The 15,275-nt window shown below is 58.8% G+C and carries 14 protein-coding genes; 6 read left to right on the top strand and 8 right to left on the bottom strand.

Features of this window, described 5'->3' with window-relative positions; genetic code table 11:
- Window positions 1–67 precede the first annotated feature (67 nt).
- The 3 genes from yedE (at window position 68) to FHC49_RS12600 (ending at window position 3,210) form a co-directional block, all read left to right on the top strand.
- The gene (gene yedE, locus FHC49_RS12610) at window positions 68–1,279 is read left to right on the top strand and encodes a selenium metabolism membrane protein YedE/FdhT (RefSeq protein WP_185668026.1); all 1,212 of its coding nucleotides are present in this window, start codon (window positions 68–70) and stop codon (window positions 1,277–1,279) included.
- Window positions 1,276–1,509 (top strand): sulfurtransferase-like selenium metabolism protein YedF, encoded by a 234-nt coding sequence (gene yedF / locus FHC49_RS12605; RefSeq protein ID WP_035892595.1) that lies wholly within the window; start codon window positions 1,276–1,278, stop codon window positions 1,507–1,509. Before yedE ends, yedF begins: the two co-directional genes overlap by 4 nt.
- A gap of 156 nt (window positions 1,510–1,665) precedes the next feature.
- Complete coding sequence (locus FHC49_RS12600; protein ID WP_370631764.1) at window positions 1,666–3,210, top strand: DUF1593 domain-containing protein; 1,545 nt, start codon at window positions 1,666–1,668, stop codon at window positions 3,208–3,210.
- A gap of 64 nt (window positions 3,211–3,274) precedes the next feature.
- Here FHC49_RS12600 and FHC49_RS12595 read toward each other — a convergent pair whose 3' ends face one another.
- The 5 genes from FHC49_RS12595 to FHC49_RS12575 form a co-directional block, all read right to left on the bottom strand.
- Window positions 3,275–4,054, bottom strand: a complete 780-nt coding sequence (locus FHC49_RS12595; RefSeq protein ID WP_220439929.1) for a heme ABC transporter ATP-binding protein — start codon at window positions 4,052–4,054, stop codon at window positions 3,275–3,277.
- Entirely contained in the window at window positions 4,047–5,042 is a 996-nt protein-coding gene (locus FHC49_RS12590) for an iron ABC transporter permease (protein WP_185668028.1), read from the bottom strand. The genes FHC49_RS12595 and FHC49_RS12590 overlap by 8 nt, the downstream gene beginning before the upstream one ends.
- The gene (locus FHC49_RS12585; protein ID WP_220439928.1) at window positions 5,042–5,857 is read right to left on the bottom strand and encodes a hemin ABC transporter substrate-binding protein; all 816 of its coding nucleotides are present in this window, start codon (window positions 5,855–5,857) and stop codon (window positions 5,042–5,044) included. The genes FHC49_RS12590 and FHC49_RS12585 overlap by 1 nt, the downstream gene beginning before the upstream one ends.
- Window positions 5,854–6,885 (bottom strand): hemin-degrading factor, encoded by a 1,032-nt coding sequence (locus tag FHC49_RS12580; RefSeq protein ID WP_220439927.1) that lies wholly within the window; start codon window positions 6,883–6,885, stop codon window positions 5,854–5,856. The genes FHC49_RS12585 and FHC49_RS12580 overlap by 4 nt, the downstream gene beginning before the upstream one ends.
- A gap of 61 nt (window positions 6,886–6,946) precedes the next feature.
- Window positions 6,947–9,304: a TonB-dependent receptor domain-containing protein gene (locus FHC49_RS12575; protein ID WP_220439926.1), complete on the bottom strand. Its 2,358-nt coding sequence runs from the start codon at window positions 9,302–9,304 to the stop codon at window positions 6,947–6,949.
- Between the two features lie 206 nt (window positions 9,305–9,510).
- Between FHC49_RS12575 and FHC49_RS12570 the strand changes: the two genes are divergently transcribed.
- Both FHC49_RS12570 and FHC49_RS12565 read left to right on the top strand, forming a co-directional pair.
- Window positions 9,511–9,798: a SelT/SelW/SelH family protein gene (locus FHC49_RS12570; protein WP_185668032.1), complete on the top strand. Its 288-nt coding sequence runs from the start codon at window positions 9,511–9,513 to the stop codon at window positions 9,796–9,798.
- 64 nt (window positions 9,799–9,862) lie between these two features.
- On the top strand, window positions 9,863–10,207 hold the full coding sequence (locus tag FHC49_RS12565; RefSeq protein ID WP_220439925.1) for a nitrous oxide-stimulated promoter family protein: 345 nt from the start codon (window positions 9,863–9,865) through the stop codon (window positions 10,205–10,207).
- Here FHC49_RS12565 and FHC49_RS12560 read toward each other — a convergent pair whose 3' ends face one another.
- A complete protein-coding gene (locus FHC49_RS12560) occupies window positions 10,208–11,029 on the bottom strand; it encodes a helix-turn-helix transcriptional regulator (RefSeq protein ID WP_220439924.1) in 822 nt (273 codons plus the stop codon).
- Window positions 11,030–11,190: 161 nt separating this feature from the next.
- Between FHC49_RS12560 and FHC49_RS12555 the strand changes: the two genes are divergently transcribed.
- Window positions 11,191–11,958: a phytanoyl-CoA dioxygenase family protein gene (locus FHC49_RS12555; RefSeq protein WP_185668035.1), complete on the top strand. Its 768-nt coding sequence runs from the start codon at window positions 11,191–11,193 to the stop codon at window positions 11,956–11,958.
- Window positions 11,959–12,106: 148 nt separating this feature from the next.
- On the opposite strand, the gene FHC49_RS12550 is transcribed toward FHC49_RS12555, so the two are convergent.
- Both FHC49_RS12550 and FHC49_RS12545 read right to left on the bottom strand, forming a co-directional pair.
- The gene (locus FHC49_RS12550; RefSeq protein WP_220439923.1) at window positions 12,107–12,982 is read right to left on the bottom strand and encodes a [formate-C-acetyltransferase]-activating enzyme; all 876 of its coding nucleotides are present in this window, start codon (window positions 12,980–12,982) and stop codon (window positions 12,107–12,109) included.
- The gene (locus FHC49_RS12545) at window positions 12,948–15,245 is read right to left on the bottom strand and encodes a formate C-acetyltransferase (protein ID WP_220439922.1); all 2,298 of its coding nucleotides are present in this window, start codon (window positions 15,243–15,245) and stop codon (window positions 12,948–12,950) included. The genes FHC49_RS12550 and FHC49_RS12545 overlap by 35 nt, the downstream gene beginning before the upstream one ends.
- Between the last annotated feature and the right edge of the window lie 30 nt (window positions 15,246–15,275).

Raw genomic sequence — 15,275 nt, 5'->3', positions numbered from 1 at the left:
GCTATAATCCCCGGCTCTTGTGCGGTTCTTCGTACAAGGCTCCTTCTGAGTTCAGAGGCTAACATCGATGACATGGCAACAATTTAAACACACCTTCCTGATCAAATTCTGGTCTCCGGTTCCTGCGGTAATCGCGGCCGGTATTCTCTCCACCTATTACTTCGGCATCACCGGCACCTTCTGGGCGGTGACGGGCGAGTTCACGCGCTGGGGTGGGCAACTGCTGCAACTGGCGGGCGTACATACTGAGACCTGGGGCTATTACAAGCTGATTGGCCTCGACGGCACACCGCTGACGCGTATCGACGGCATGATGATTATCGGCATGTTCGGCGGCTGCTTTGCCGCGGCGCTGTGGGCCAATAACGTTAAGCTGCGTTTGCCGAAAAGCCGCATCCGTATTGTGCAGGCGATTGTCGGCGGCATGATTGCCGGCTTTGGCGCGCGTCTGGCAATGGGTTGTAATCTCGCGGCTTTCTTTACGGGCATTCCGCAGTTCTCGCTGCACGCCTGGTTCTTCGCGCTGGCGACGGCCCTCGGCTCATGGTTTGGCGCACGCTTCACGCTGCTGCCTATCTTCCGTATTCCGGTCAAAATGGTCAAAGTCTCGGCGGCATCGCCGTTGACGCAGCGCCCTGAGCAGGCGCGCCGCCGCTTCCGTTTGGGCATGCTGGTGTTTATCGGCATGGTCGGCTGGGCGCTGCTGACGGCGGCGGGCAGCCCGAAACTGGGGCTGGCGATGCTGTTCGGCGTGGGCTTTGGCTTGCTGATTGAACGGGCGCAAATCTGCTTTACGTCGGCATTCCGCGACCTGTGGATCACCGGGCGCACACAAATGGCGAAGGCCATTATCTTCGGCATGGCGGTAAGCGCCATCGGTATCTTCAGCTACGTGCAGCTGGGCGTGGCGCCAAAAATTATGTGGGCTGGCCCGAATGCGGTAATTGGCGGCCTGCTGTTTGGCTTCGGCATTGTGCTGGCTGGCGGCTGCGAAACCGGCTGGATGTACCGTGCCGTTGAAGGGCAAGTGCACTACTGGTGGGTAGGGCTCGGCAACGTGATTGGCTCGACCATTCTGGCCTACTACTGGGACGACATTTCCCCGTCGCTCGCCACGAGCTGGGACAAAGTTAACCTGCTGACCACGTTTGGCCCGCTCGGCGGCCTGCTGGTCACCTATGGCCTGTTGCTGATTGCGCTGTTGTTAATTCTTGGCTGGGAAAAACGGTTCTTCCGCCGTCAGGCTTCCACCAGTATTCCTGCGAAGGAGAGTGTATGAAAACGATCGTCCCGGACTATCGTCTGGATATGGTGGGCGAACCTTGTCCGTACCCGGCAGTCGCGACGCTTGAAGCGATGCCGCAGTTAAAGAAAGGCGAAATACTGGAAGTGGTGAGCGACTGTCCGCAGTCGATTAATAACATCCCGGTGGATGCACGCAATCATGGCTACACCGTGCTCGACATCCAGCAGGATGGGCCAACCATCCGCTATTTAATCCAGAAGTAACCTGTCGCCCTCGCCGTCCGGCGAGGGCGTATTTCCCTTTAATCATAAAATCCCAATGTGTGTTTGATCACAGAACCGGCCTGCGCAGTTTACTTTGTTTCCTTGGTTTACTATGTTGTTTGTACTTTCTATCCGACACACCGCATTGAGGTTTACGTGATTAACCAACGAATGAGCAAGCTAACGAAAGGTGTATTACTGGCAATGAGCGGCATGATGGCGTTAGCCACGCCGCTGCTGACCCATGCCGACACCACTATCCCGCAGATCGCCGGTAAGGTGCTGCCGTATCAGGCAAAACCGCGCGTTTTCGTGTTGTCGGATATCGGCAACGAACCCGATGACCAGATGTCGCTGACTCGTTTTTTACTCTATTCCAATGAGATGAACGTCGAGGGGCTGGTGGCAACGACTTCCACCTGGCAGCGTGAAAAAGTGCATACCGATATGATTGACCTGGTGGTGGGGCACTATGCAGAGGTGCAACCTAACCTGTTGAAACATGCAGCCGGTTTCCCGACGTCAGCGCAGTTAAAATCGGTCGTCGCGCCAGGCCTTGCCAGCTATGGCATGGCGGCAACGGGGGAGGGGAAAAATACGGCGGGTTCCGACCTGTTACTCAAAGCCATTGAACGCAGTACAGACGCGCAGCACCCGCTGTTTATTAACCTCTGGGGCGGTGCGAATACTCTGGCGCAAGCGTTGCAGGATCTCTCTCGCCAGCAGCCAGCGCAAAAGGTACAAGCGCTGACCCGTAATCTGGTGGTGTACTCCATTTCCGATCAGGATGATGCCGGGAGCTGGGTTCGTGAACATTACCCAGACATCACCTATATTGTCGATCCATCGAGCCAGAACGGGGAAGACTATGCTCGCGCGACCTGGACCGGTATCAGCGGCGATATGTATTACCGTAATGCGCCGGGCGCTGATTTCACTACGGTGTCTCAGCATTGGCTGGATGAAAATATCCGCGCGAAAGGGCCAATGGGGAAAGGCTATCTGCATTACCTCTTTATTATGGAAGGCGATACCCCGGCTTTCCTCAACCTGATTCGCAACGGTCTTAACGGCGACATGAACCCGGGCTGGGGCGGATGGGGCGGGCGCTATATCGTGCGCCAGCCGCAGCATGAAACGCGGCCTATCTGGACCAGCGGCGGTGATTTTTATCCTGGCAACCCTAATGCGGCGGATACGGTAACCGGCGTTGACGGTAAGCAGTACACCTCGAATCAGGCCACTATCTGGCGCTGGCGTGAAGCCTTCCAGCACGACTTTGCGGCCAGAATGGACTGGAGCGTGAAGGACTTTGCATCTGCCAACCATAATCCGCAGGTGGTGGTCAACGGTCAGGGCGGACAGGATGTGGTTTACCTGACAGCCAGGGTAGGTGATGTGGTGACGGTAAGCGCGGACGGTACCAAAGACCCGGATGGCAACGCGTTAGGCTACAACTGGTTCCTTTATCCTGAAGCGGGTTCTGCTAGTTCTCAGCCGGTGGCGGTGGCTGATGTACAGGGACGTCGTGGGGAAGATAATCTCAACGCTCCCGCAGTGTTAACGATGGGGGAAAACGGGCATCCGACGGTTGAGGTAACGGCAAAACGAGCGGGGACTGAGCATCTGATTCTGGCGGTGACCGATGACGGTAAACCGTCGCTGACCTCCTACCGCCGAATTATCATTTCCGTGAAGTAACCGAGGTGAGCGGGTGGCATCGGTCACCCGCTTTATCTCAGGAAATCCGCAGTGGTGTCGCGCGTTATGGCGCCAGATAAACCTGGGGTACATCGGCATCCGGATGTTGGCTCAGGCTGATATCCGCGCCGTACCAACGGTGGATCACCGATTGCTGAATTACCTCCTGCGGTGTGCCCTGCGCCACCAGCTTTCCCTGATGGAGTAGCAGTATTGAGTCGGCCCACAGCGCGGCGAGGTTGAGGTCGTGCAGCACGATACAGACGTGAAGCTTGCCGCGACGAGTCAGCTTTTTTAGCAGCCGCAGCAGATGCTGCTGATAGTAAAGATCCAGCGCCGAAGTGGGTTCATCCAGAAACAGCCAGCCCTGCGGACCATCTTCACCCCACAACTGCGCCAGGCTCCGCGCCAGCTGTACGCGCTGCTGTTCGCCACCGGAGAGCGCCGGATAGAGGCGGCCTGCCAGATGCGTACAGCCGGTTTCGGCCATCACTCGCGCAATCAGCGCCGGGTCAACCTGCGTTCCCCACGGCGCACGTCCCATGGCAATTACCGTTTCAACCGGCCAGTTGGCGTTGAGCTGCGTACGTTGCAGCATCACCGCGCGGCGGCGGGAGAGGGCGGGGGCGGGCCAGGTACTAAGCGCTTTGCCTTCGATATGTTGTTCACCGCTGTCGGCGGTTAAAAACCCGGTCAGCAGCCGCAGCAGGGTCGATTTCCCTGCGCCGTTAGGGCCAATCAGCGCCGTGACTTCACCGGGCTGTAGCGCCAGCGAGACGTTATCAATCACCCGGCGTTTACCGAGCTTCAGCGATAGCGAACGTGCAATATACTGGTTATCCACGCATCCCCCTCTCCTGGCGGAAAATAAGCCACAGGAACCACGGCGCGCCGAGCAGGCTGGTTAGCAGTCCAACCGGCATTTCGGCCGGCGCGGCGATGGTGCGGGCGAGGGTGTCGGCAATCAGCAGTAAAATCGCGCCTGCCAGCAAAGAACCGGGGATAAGCCCCCGGTGATCTGGCCCCAGCCACATTCGCATCAGGTGCGGCACTACCAGCCCGATAAAACCAATGACGCCGCTGATGGCCACCGAAGCGGCTACCAGCACCGCGCTGCACAATAGCAACAGCCGTTGCAGTACCCGCACGTTAACGCCGAGGTAGTGCGCCTCTTCATCACCCAACTGAAGCAAATTCAGACGCGCTGCCGTCCACCAGACCACCAGCGACGCAGGGATAATCAGCGTGGCGGCGACCAGCAGCGTTGGCCACTCGGCCTGCCCCAGGCTGCCCATGCCCCAGAGCGACATCTGGCGAAGCTGCGTGTCGTTGCTAATCCATGACAGCATGCCCACCAGCGCACCGCACAGAGCGTTGATCGCAATCCCGACCAGCAGCAGGCGGGAGAGCGAACCGTCCCCCGCTTTGCTGAGGACAAAAATCACCGCCATCACCGCCAGGCTGCCGATAAACGCCGCCAGCATCGGCGCGTAGAGCGCCACCAGCACCGGTACCGAAATCGGCAGCACCACCCAGAATGAAACCGCCAGCGCTGCGCCGCTGCTGATCCCGAGCAGACCCGGGTCCGCCAGCGGGTTGCGAAACAGCCCCTGCATCACGCAGCCGGAGAGCGCCAGCGCGCTGCCAACCAGCAGCGCCAGCAGGACGCGGGGCAGGCGGATGGTGAGCCAGATATGGCGCAGTACCTCATCGCCCGACGGCCAGATGCTTGCCAGCGGCAGGCGCATCGCGCCGAGCGTGGTGGCAAACAGCGTCAGGGCAACGAGCAGCAGCACCATCAGCCACAGCTGGCGTGAGGCGGTGACGTTCATCAGTGTAACTGCTCCGCTTTCTGGCGCAGCTGTTGCAGCGCCTGCGGCGTGCGCGGGCCGAAGCCTAGCAGCGCCATATCGTCAATCACCAGCACCTGCTTGTTGCGCCCGGCAGGCGTCTGCGCCAGCCCCGGCAGCTTCCACAGCGCGGCTTCGCCGCCCATGCCTTTCAGGCCATCAGCGGAGATCACCACCAGATCCGGCAGGCTGGCAATGACCCCTTCCTGCGACATGGTGCGGTAGTGGTCGAAACCCTGCATGGCGTTCTGTAAGTCAGCCAGCTTGATGGCGCCGTCTGCCGCCGTTTGCTGACCGGCCACCAGCGCGCCGGAACCGCCGTGGCTGAGAATAAACAGCATGCGCTTGTTCAGCGGTTGCGCCGGGATTTTTGACATATCGTCGTGCAGCGTTTTACGCAGCGCATCGCCCTGCGTCTGCTTGCCCAGCGCATCGGCAATGACCTGAACTTTGTTATCCATTGCCGTGGCGTCGTAGCCGCCCGGCACGTTCACCACCTTAACCTTGCTGCCTTCCACCTTTTGCAGCACCAGCGACGGTTGCGCCTGGCTGCTGGCAAGAACCAGCGTCGGGCGCAGCGAGAGGATGCCTTCGGTGCTCAACTGGCGAAGGTAGCCGACGTCCGGCAGCGACTGGGTTGCCGCAGGCCAGGTGCTGGTGCTATCGCGCGCCACCAGTTGAGACTGCGCGTCCAGCGCGTAGACAATTTCGGTGACGTCGCCGCCCAGGGTGATAATGCGCTCGGCGGCGCTGGAGAACAGCGGCAGCGCAGCTAACAGTATCAGCAGGCGTTTCATACGGTCTGGCCTTCCGCCGTCAGGCTATCTACCTGGTTGCGCCACTGCGTCTGCTCCGGGTGGCCTTCGCTACGCTGGCCGTACAGCTGCGCAATCTGGGTGCCGTCTTTGGCAAACAGTTCCACGCTGGTGACGTGGCCGTCCACGGTCGGTTTGCGCGTGACCCACACTTCGTCGATGGTTTCTTCGCGCAGGTGCAGGGTGAAGGTACTGTTGAAGATGTTGATCCAGCCGCGCATTGGCGTCAGCTTCTCCAGCGTGCCGGTGAAGATCTGCACGCAGCCGCGGTTGCCGACGAAAATCATAAATTCGTTGCCGTCCTGTTGGATGGTTTCCAGCAGGCGAGGCAGCGCTTCGGTGTCAATACGGCAGGCCAGGTCATCGCTCACCAGACGGAAAGCCTGCTGGCGTGAGAGGTTGTATTTGCGCAGCAGCACGAAGAACTGATGCACGTCGGTCATTGCGCGCCACTCTTTTTCCAGCGCCGCACCGTCTGCCGTCTCGGCGTAGCGGGCATTTTCTACCGGGCGAAGGGCCAGCGGCGTTGGGGTTGATTGCGTCTGTTCAGCAATCAGCCCCTGCCAGGCCGCGCTATCCGTGGCATCGGTGGTATAAACCTTCAGCACCGCGTCGCCGTGCGGGTCAAAGAACTGAATGCTTTCGCGACCCTGATCGTTGACGTGAAACGCGCTGGCCCATTGGCTCAGGAACAGACGCAGGTCCAGCGCGCGAGGGTTCAGTACCAGGCCTGCATGGCCGTCAAGGTGCTGGTGGGTGAAGGCGCCAACCTGCTCGTGAACCGCATATTCGTTGCGGCAGATGCATTTGGTTTCGCCCACGTTTTCAAGCGCGGCAAGGATCGCGCGGGCATTATCCTGCAGGCGAACGGCATCGTGGCCGACGCGTGCTTCGGTCAGCTCCGCTTCGCTGATGCCCATCACGGCAGCGATGTCGCGAGCGTATTTGGCAGTACCGTTGGCTTTAACGTCCTGATAGCGCTGCCACAGTTCGGTTGGTGCGTTTTGCATAGCTCTCTTCCTTATAATTACCCCGGCCAGTAGCCGGGGGCAGGTTTCATTGATGTTGTTATCAGAAATCGACGTTAACGCCCAGCTGCCAGGTGCGGCCCGGCATGACCGCCAGCGATTTATCATTGGCGTCCTGGTTGGTGGACGTTTCAATGTTGCGGCTGCTCAGGTAGTCCCAGTATTTACGGTCGGTCAGGTTATACACCCCGCCGTTGATACGGACGTTCTTCGCCACGCGCCAGTAAGCCGTCCAGTCGAGCATGCCGTAGCCAGGTACGCGCATATATTCTTTGGTGGAATCCGTCAGCGTGTTGCCGGTGTTGGTGTAGCTTTCGCGGTTGGTGGTGGTGGCGCGTTTGCCTTTCACGAAGGTGGCGGTCAGCGCGGTACCGTAGACTTTGGCCGGGTCATCCCACGCCACGCCGACGATGGCTTTCATTGGCGCAACGCTATCGAGGTCGACATATTTGTCGCCGTTATAGCTGGATTTCGACTGCCCTTCACTGTAGCCGTAAGCCAGGGTGGCGCTCAGGCCATCAACCTGTTCAAACCAGGTGCCGAAGTTGAACTTCGCGCTGATCTCACCGCCGTAGATATAGGCTTTATCGCGGTTTTCCGCCTGGTAAATGGTGTAGATGTTTGACGGTACGTTAGTGAACTGGCCCGGGTTGTTCGCGCGGGTGTAACGGGTGTAAGCGATAAAGTTTTTATAGCTGTTGTAGAACAGCGCGGTACGCATGGTGATCCCTTCGGTCACCTCGCCCTTCATGCCCCATTCGAAGTTGTCGCTGGTCTCGGTTTTCAGATCGGTATTGCCGATCAGCGCGTATTGGCCGCGGCCCGCGTAGCTGGAACCGAGGTTCCATGATCCGTACAGCTGGCTGGTGTTCGGGAACTCCGCGCCGCGTTTGTACTGCAGATAGGTCATCATGCGCGGCGTGATGTCGTACTGGAAGGTCAGCGACGGCAGCGCCTGAGTATCTGAATTTTTGCCATACAGATTAGAAACCGACGACTCCGTCAGCACCGTGCTGTTAGTGGTCAGGCTGCTAAGATTCTCCGGCTTGGTGGACTGATGCACCACGCGGACGCCCGGGATCACCGCCGCGTTATGGCCGTCGAGATCGAAGTTGATCTGATCCTGCAGGAAGCCGGCTACCGTGTATTCACGGCTGTCTGCTTCCGGCTGCATGATCTCGCTGAAGACGCTCGGGATCGGCGACTGGCTGAACGGACGCTGGGTTTTGGTGGTGCTAGCGTTGAAGCCAGCGCTCAGATCGTGGCGGCCAAGCGTTTTTGCCAATGCCGTCTGCATACCCCAGGTATCGGTATCGTAGTTTGAGTAGACCGTTTCCATGGTGCTGGTGAAGCTGTCCGGCATGTAGGTCTGGTCGTGCGCTTCGGTGTGCTGGTAGTACACCTTGGTGGACATGCTGTCGATGAAGTCGTTCATCGGCGTCCAGTCATCTTTCAGGCTCAGCCCCCAGCGACGGGTCTGGCTGGTCTGCTGCGCGTTACCAATGGTCTTACTGCCGCTGTCGTTCCAGACGTCGTAATGGGTATGGTTGGTTTTATGGTAGTAATCGAGGGTGCTGGTCAGTTTATGCTGATCGTTTGGTTGCCAGATCCCCGAGGTCATAAACGCGTCAGAGTGCCAGTTTGCCGGGAAAGCGTCGACGCTTGAGCTATTGGTAGTGGTCTCCTGACCATCACGACGGCTGTAGACGAAAATCCCGCGCAGGGTTTCATCACCGCCCGCCGCTGTCAGGCCGTTGTGCCAGCTGCGGTCAGCGGAGTCATAACCGCTGCGGTAGCTAAAGGCGCTGGTTTTACCTGGGTGCAGGTAGTCGTCCGCCGATTTCGGCTGGAAGGAGACGTTGCCGCCGATAGAAGAGTTGGCGGTTTCGGTGTCGGTGGCACCGGACTGAATATCGACGCTGCCGTACATGTACGGGTCAATATAGTCGCGGCCAATGCCGAAGGTGTTCTGGCCCGCGCGGCTAACGTAGCTACGGCCGGTGGCGTTTGGCTGGGCGATACCGTCCACGTCGATACCGACGCGGTTACTCTCGAGCCCGCGAATGTTGTAGCCGGTGTAGCCGCCACGGTCGAAGCCGCTTTTGCCGTTGCCGGAGCCGCCGCTGGAGCCGGTCGCGCCAATCAGAGGTTCATAACGCATGATGGAACCAAAGTCGTTGGCCCCTTTGTCCTGCAACTCCTGCGCGCTAATGGCGTGCTGATTGCCCGACTTCAGTACCGGAGCTGGCGCCGTGACGGTCATCTGCTCGGCGGTGTCTACCGCCGCGGTTTTGTCCTGTGTGTCAGCCGCAACGGCGGAAGTCTGGTAAATCGCTGCAAGCAAAGAGGTTACCAGTAGGCTTTTCTTGCACCACGCCTCTGATTGAATGGATTTGTACATAGTTGCCATGCCTTTCATCGTTATTAGTATTGGCTCACTCGCTACTTCCAGAAGTCGGCTTTTCCATAAGCGCTTCGAACGACTCCGTTTAATGTGATGCGAATAGTAATGATAGGAATTATCATTTGCAATAAAGTTTGCAAATAAATCTCTATGCATGCAACAATTTGATTACAATTAGTCCTTTAATTCATTGTGAGAATGTTATGACGCAGAAAGCCGCCATTACGGTCACCTACTGTTCCCAGTGCAACTGGATGCTACGCGCCAGCTGGATGGCGCAGGAGCTGTTGCACACTTTCAGCACCGATATCGCCTCGGTGACCCTGGTGCCCGGTACCGGTGGAATTTTTACCATTACCGTGGGCGAGGAGCTTATCTGGGATCGCAAGCGCGACGAGGGTTTCCCGGATGCCGCCGAGCTGAAACGCCGGGTGCGCGACGTCTGCTTCCCGGAAAAACCGCTGGGCCACGTGGACAAGCACGAGGCATAAAGCGGCTGCGAAAGCATCATTAAACGTGTATTATTAATGCATCTTTATTGGTGAGGAACAGGCTATGGCAGGCAAACGCATCGACCGTGAGAAACGGACCATCCGCAGCATGATTGCGCTTTATCAGCAACGTTGCCCGCAGGCGCAGGACGATGCAGAGCACTACCTGGCGCTGAATGCTTATGCCGATAAACGACTGGATAAGTGTGTGTTTGGCGAGGAAAAACCAGCCTGTAAGCAGTGCCCGGTGCACTGCTATCAGCCCGCCAAACGCGAAGAGATGAAGCAGATTATGCGCTGGGCTGGCCCGCGTATGCTGTGGCGTCACCCGATCCTGACCATCCGTCATCTGATTGACGATCGACGTCCGGTGCCGGAGCTGCCGGAAAAATATCGCCCGAAAAAATAGCTACATCGTGCGGCAGTGACGGCGGTACTCTGACGGCGAACGCGCCGTGTGCTTGCGGAAGATTCGGCAGAAGTAGTTGCTGTCTTCAAAGCCGCAGTGATGGGCTATCTCTTTGATTTTCATCTCATACCCACGCAGTAATTTCTTCGCCAGCTCAAGCCGCACGGCGGTCAGATACTCATTGAATCCCACCGAGCCGGACTTCTGAAACAGATGCGACAGGTAGTTCGGCGTAATATGGAACTTCTTCGCCACCGTCTCCCGACTCAGCGCCTCAGCGGCGTGCTCGTCGATATACTCCTGAATGGCGAGAAACAGCTCTTTGCTTTTGCTCACCGTATCCGCCAGATGGGTAAGCTGATCGATACAGTGGCTCAGCAGCCCGCTCAGCACGATCTGCGCCGTGGGCATCACCGGGCGAATAGCCAGTTCGTTCATCGCCAGCAGCAGATACGATCCCACCCGCGGGCCCAGCCGCGCCACGTGCTGCTTACGAATTTCCACAAATTTTTTGCCGTCGTACCGCTGCAGGCTGAAGCCGAGCTTCTGTTTGCTGAACAGAATGCTCAGCGTGGTAGCCGGGCCTTGCCACTGCGGGGCGTTCCAGCGGCCACCGGGCAGATAGAGCGCCTGCAGCGGGCCGAGCGGCGCGCTCAGGCAACCGTCGGCAAGCTCGCCTTCCAGCACGATCTCCAGACGGGGAAACGACACGCTCATCGCCAGCTCCGGCGCGGGCTGTGAGGTTTGCGGAAACCGCACGATAAGGTCGCTTTGCCGGGCAAGCAGCTGCTCCAGCACGGGGACGAGGGATTGCTCTGACATGCTCATGTCCTGGTTATTATTCTGGATTTTGAATCTCATCACACTTTATTTTGCTGTACACAAAAATCCAGTGTTGTGTAGCTATCTCATACAGAATGCCGACCGCTCGTGCAGTAACTTTTCATACATGTTGTGAAATGGTTAACAAAAGAGAGGGCGGTATGGACAAGCAAGCGGCATTCTGGCTGGAGGCGCTGGGCGCGAGTGGCGAACTGTCAGCGACAATGAAACATGAACTGGATACTCAGGGTTACACCATCGTCCACGGCGTGGCGGATGCCGACTGGCTGGCGGCGATGCGCGAGCGCATTGACTATCTGGTGGAGAAAGAAGGGGAGAACCTGGCGGTAGAGCACCATCAGGAAGAGACGGCGACGCGCGTGGCGAACCTCGTCAACAAGGGTGTGGTGTGGGAGAAGGTGTGGTCGCATCCGCTGATTTTGTCGGCGTGCCGCTATATCTTTGAGGGCGAGTTTAAAATTTCCAGCCTCAACGCCCGCGAGGCGCTGTACAACGGCGGCCATCAGCCGCTACACGCTGACTGGAAAAAGCCGCGTCCGGATTTCCCGAAGGTTCACCTGGTCAACACCATCTGGGCGATTGACGATCTCTACGCCGCCAACGGCGCGCCGCGGATTATTCCGGCAACCCATCTGCGCCCGGAATTGCCGGAAGAGGTGCTGGAGGATGTGGGGTTGCCGCACCCGGATGAGGTGATTTTTGAGGCGCCAGCAGGCAGTGTGATGATCTACAACGCCCACGCCTGGCACGGTGGCACCACCAACCGCGAAGGCTCTCGCCGCCGGGTACTTCACGGGTTGTATATCGACCGTGCGGATACCGCGCAGCAGGATCAGCGCCGCTGGTTAACGCCGGAAACGGCGAGCCGGTTGACCCCGGCGCAGAAGTGGTTGTTGGATGTGGAATGAGAGTTTAACGCATTGGCACGGACGGCCCCCTCTCCCTTTCTAAGGGAGAGGGCTGGGGTGAGGGTTTATCACCGTGCTGGCCTGTTCCCCTCACCCTAACCCTCTCCCCAAAGGGGCGAGGGGACTTGTACGGTGCGGTCTGGCATCGTTAACCCCCCATCACCACCCGATATCCCGCTTGTTCCACCATCGCCTGAATCGGTGCAATCTCCTCGGGCTCCGGCGCTTTTATCCCCGCCATTGCCCACTCGCGATCCAGCAGGGAATACTTCGGCTCGCCGTACTGATGGAACGGCAGCAGATGTATTTCCTCAATAGGCAGCGGCGCCAGAAACGCCAGAATCTGCGCGACGTTCTCGGTGCTGAGGGTGTAACCGGGGATCAGCGGCAGCCGCGGGATCACTTTGATGCCTTCCGCCGCCAGCAGGCGAAAGTTCTCCAGCACCCGCGGCTGGTTCATGCTGAGCACCTGACGCGCCTGCGTGCAGTCCATGATTTTCAGATCAAACAGCACCTCATCGCACGCCTGCGCCAGCGGCAGCAGGCGGCGAGGGGAGGTATCGCCCGCGGTTTCAATGGCGGTGCGAATGCCCCACTGTTTGAGGCGCTGCAAAAAGCGGGTGGCGAACTCGGCCTGCATCAGCACTTCGCCGCCGGAAAGCGTTACGCCGCCGCCCGACGCGCGGAAGAACACGTCGTCTTTGAGCACTTCCCGTTCGAGCGATTCCAGCGTCACGTCACGGCCAATATGTTCCCACGCCCCGGACGGACACTCCTCAGCATCCTGCAAACAGGTGGCGCAGTGCAGGCACTTGCTCTCCCGGCGGACGGTCTCGATTTTCGGCGACATCGACTCCGGGTTGGCGCACCACGGGCAGGTATGCGGGCAGCCTTTAAAGAACACCACCGTGCGGATGCCCTGACCGTCGTTAAGCGAATAGCGCTGGATATTGAAAATGCGCGCCGTGTCGGCGCGCGTCTCAATCACCTCACAGTTGATGCGCGGTGCGGCGGATAATGTCATCCTGAATCTCCTTCGACAGTTCGACAAAGAAGGCGCTGTAGCCCGCCACGCGAACCACCAGCCCGGCAAAATCCTGCGGGCGCTGCTGGGCTTCGCGCAGGGTTTCGGCGTTCACCACGTTGAACTGAATATGCTGGAGCTTGAGTTTGGTAAAGGCGTGCAGAAAATCCGCCAGCTTGTTGAGACCGCTTTCCCCCTCCAGCGTCGCCGGGGTGAACTTGACGTTCAGCAGCGTGCCGTTAGAGAGCAGATAGTTATCGAGCTTGCTCACTGACTTCAGCACCGCCGTTGGCCCCTGACCGTCCTGGCCGACCATCGGCGACAGCCCGCCGTCCGCCAGCTGTTCACCGGCGAAACGTCCGTCCGGCGTCGCGCCAACTACCGACCCCAGCGGTACGTGGGCGGAAACGGTATAGGAGCCCGGCGTAAACTGGCCGCCGCGCGGGTTACGGTACTTTTCCACCTCTTTGCAGTAAAAACGCAGCAGATCGGCGCTGATGTTATCAACATCGTCAATGTCGTTACCGTATTTTTCAAAGCGGTTAATCAGCCGTGCGCGAACCTTCTCGCCCTCCGGCGTGGCGAAGTTGGCCTTCAGCACCGCCAGCAGTTCGTCGAAGCTCATGCGCTGCTGGTCGAACACCATTCCTTTCAGCGCATGCAGCGAATCGCTCAGGTTGGCGATTCCGATACCCTGTACGCCGGAGAAATTGTAGCGCGCGCCGCCGTCGGTGATGTCTTTGCCGTTGGCGATACAGTCTTCAACAAACGAGGAGAGCAGCGGCACCGGCGCCCAGTCGCGATGGCCGATATCGCAGATATTGCTGCCTTCCACCATCAGCTTAATGTAGTGGCGAATCTTGTCGCGAATGCTCGTCAGCAGGCCGTCGTAGGTGAGTTGCGCATTGCCTTCGTGCTCAAGCATGACGATTTCCATCACCTTCAACAGGTTGAACATGGCGATATCGTGCAACCCGTAGGTGCGCCCTGGAATCGACAGTTCGACGCAGCCGACCACCGCGTAGTCGCGCGCATCTTCCAGCGACACGCCGCGGTTGAGGAACGCGGGCACCACCACTTCATCGTTGAAGATCTGCGGAATCCCGGTGCCGAGGCGCACGGTTTCGGCGGTTTTGCGCAGGAACGGGCGGTCAATCAGTTCGTTGACCCGCACGCCGAGGTTCGGCTGCGGCAGGCGCACGTTCTGGTAGGCATCCAGACAGGTAAAGGAGAGGATGTTCACCGCGCTGCGACCGTTCTCGGTCAGGCCGCCGAGCAGGGCGGTGTAGCCGGTCGGGAAGCCCGCGAAGTAGCGGGCGCTACTGGTGGAACGCAGCAGCACGATATCGTTGCACTTCACCCACAAGGATTCGAGCAATTCCTGCATAAACGCCGGGTCTTCACCATGGTTCAGCGACGCCTGCCAGAACGGCAGCATGTACTGGTCAAAGCGGCCGAGCGAGATGGAACTGGCGTTCGACTCATACTGCAAAATGATGTTCATGTACCAGAACAGCTGGCTGGCCTGCCAGAAGTTTTCCGGCTTCTGCGCGGCGTTATGGCGCGAGATGCTAGCGATGGTTTCCAGCTCCTGACGACGCTGCGGGTCATTGCAGCCGCTTGCCATCTCGTCGGCCAGCGCGGCGTAGCGCAGGATGTGGCGCTGGGAGGCTTCCAGCAGAATCAGCACCGCCTGATAAAAGACGTTATCAGGCTGCTCGCGCAGATGGGCGTGCATCTCATTAACCAGCGCGTCCAGGCCGTTATTCAGCAGACGCGGGTAGTCGATAATGATATGGCCCTGGCCTTTGTCGGTCTGGTTGACGCTGAAAATCTGCGTGCTGACGGCGGCTTTTACTTCGTCGGTCATCTGGGCGTTGATGAAATCCTTCATCGAGCGCTTTTCCCAGTACGGGAACAGTTCGTCGCGGTACAGGCGCTTATCGTCATCGCTAATGTTGAAGCGGTCCTGCGGGCGAGTCGGGAACTGGTCCAGCTCTTTTAACAGCCAGTACGGGTCCATCTCCGGCGACATAATCCCGGCGCGTGGTTTGATGGTGCGGTTCCCGGCAATCAACTCATCTTCACGAATGCTGATGGCGACGTTATCGAGAATATGGGCGGTGGCTTTGGCGCGGCGAATGAGCACCGGCTCGCCGTCGGTCTGACGATGGCTTTCGGTGTAGAGGACGGCGCGTTCAAGGGAGATTTCGCGCGGGTTGGCGAAGAGGGCGTCTTTCAGGCGCTGAATACGATTAGTCATTTTGCGGGCTCCTCGGAGGATTAACCTGAC

Source organism: Kluyvera sp. EC_51 (assembly GCF_019584505.1).
GTDB lineage: Bacteria > Pseudomonadota > Gammaproteobacteria > Enterobacterales > Enterobacteriaceae > Kluyvera > Kluyvera sichuanensis.
Note: the sequence above shows the minus strand (reverse complement) of the source record. Positions and strands in the feature narration are given on the sequence as shown.

Bases quoted from the DNA above. Each gene is read 5' to 3' on its own strand.
- yedE (WP_185668026.1), top strand. From the start codon at position 68: ATGACATGGCAACAATTTAAACACACCTTCCTGATCAAATTCTGGTCT.
- yedF (WP_035892595.1), top strand. From the start codon at position 1,276: ATGAAAACGATCGTCCCGGACTATCGTCTGGATATGGTGGGCGAACCT.
- FHC49_RS12590 (WP_185668028.1), bottom strand. From the start codon at position 5,042: ATGAACGTCACCGCCTCACGCCAGCTGTGGCTGATGGTGCTGCTGCTC.
- FHC49_RS12585 (WP_220439928.1), bottom strand. From the start codon at position 5,857: ATGAAACGCCTGCTGATACTGTTAGCTGCGCTGCCGCTGTTCTCCAGC.
- FHC49_RS12580 (WP_220439927.1), bottom strand. From the start codon at position 6,885: ATGCAAAACGCACCAACCGAACTGTGGCAGCGCTATCAGGACGTTAAA.
- FHC49_RS12575 (WP_220439926.1), bottom strand. From the start codon at position 9,304: ATGTACAAATCCATTCAATCAGAGGCGTGGTGCAAGAAAAGCCTACTG.
- FHC49_RS12570 (WP_185668032.1), top strand. From the start codon at position 9,511: ATGACGCAGAAAGCCGCCATTACGGTCACCTACTGTTCCCAGTGCAAC.
- FHC49_RS12565 (WP_220439925.1), top strand. From the start codon at position 9,863: ATGGCAGGCAAACGCATCGACCGTGAGAAACGGACCATCCGCAGCATG.
- FHC49_RS12560 (WP_220439924.1), bottom strand. From the start codon at position 11,029: ATGTCAGAGCAATCCCTCGTCCCCGTGCTGGAGCAGCTGCTTGCCCGG.
- FHC49_RS12555 (WP_185668035.1), top strand. From the start codon at position 11,191: ATGGACAAGCAAGCGGCATTCTGGCTGGAGGCGCTGGGCGCGAGTGGC.
- FHC49_RS12550 (WP_220439923.1), bottom strand. From the start codon at position 12,982: ATGACATTATCCGCCGCACCGCGCATCAACTGTGAGGTGATTGAGACG.
- FHC49_RS12545 (WP_220439922.1), bottom strand. From the start codon at position 15,245: ATGACTAATCGTATTCAGCGCCTGAAAGACGCCCTCTTCGCCAACCCG.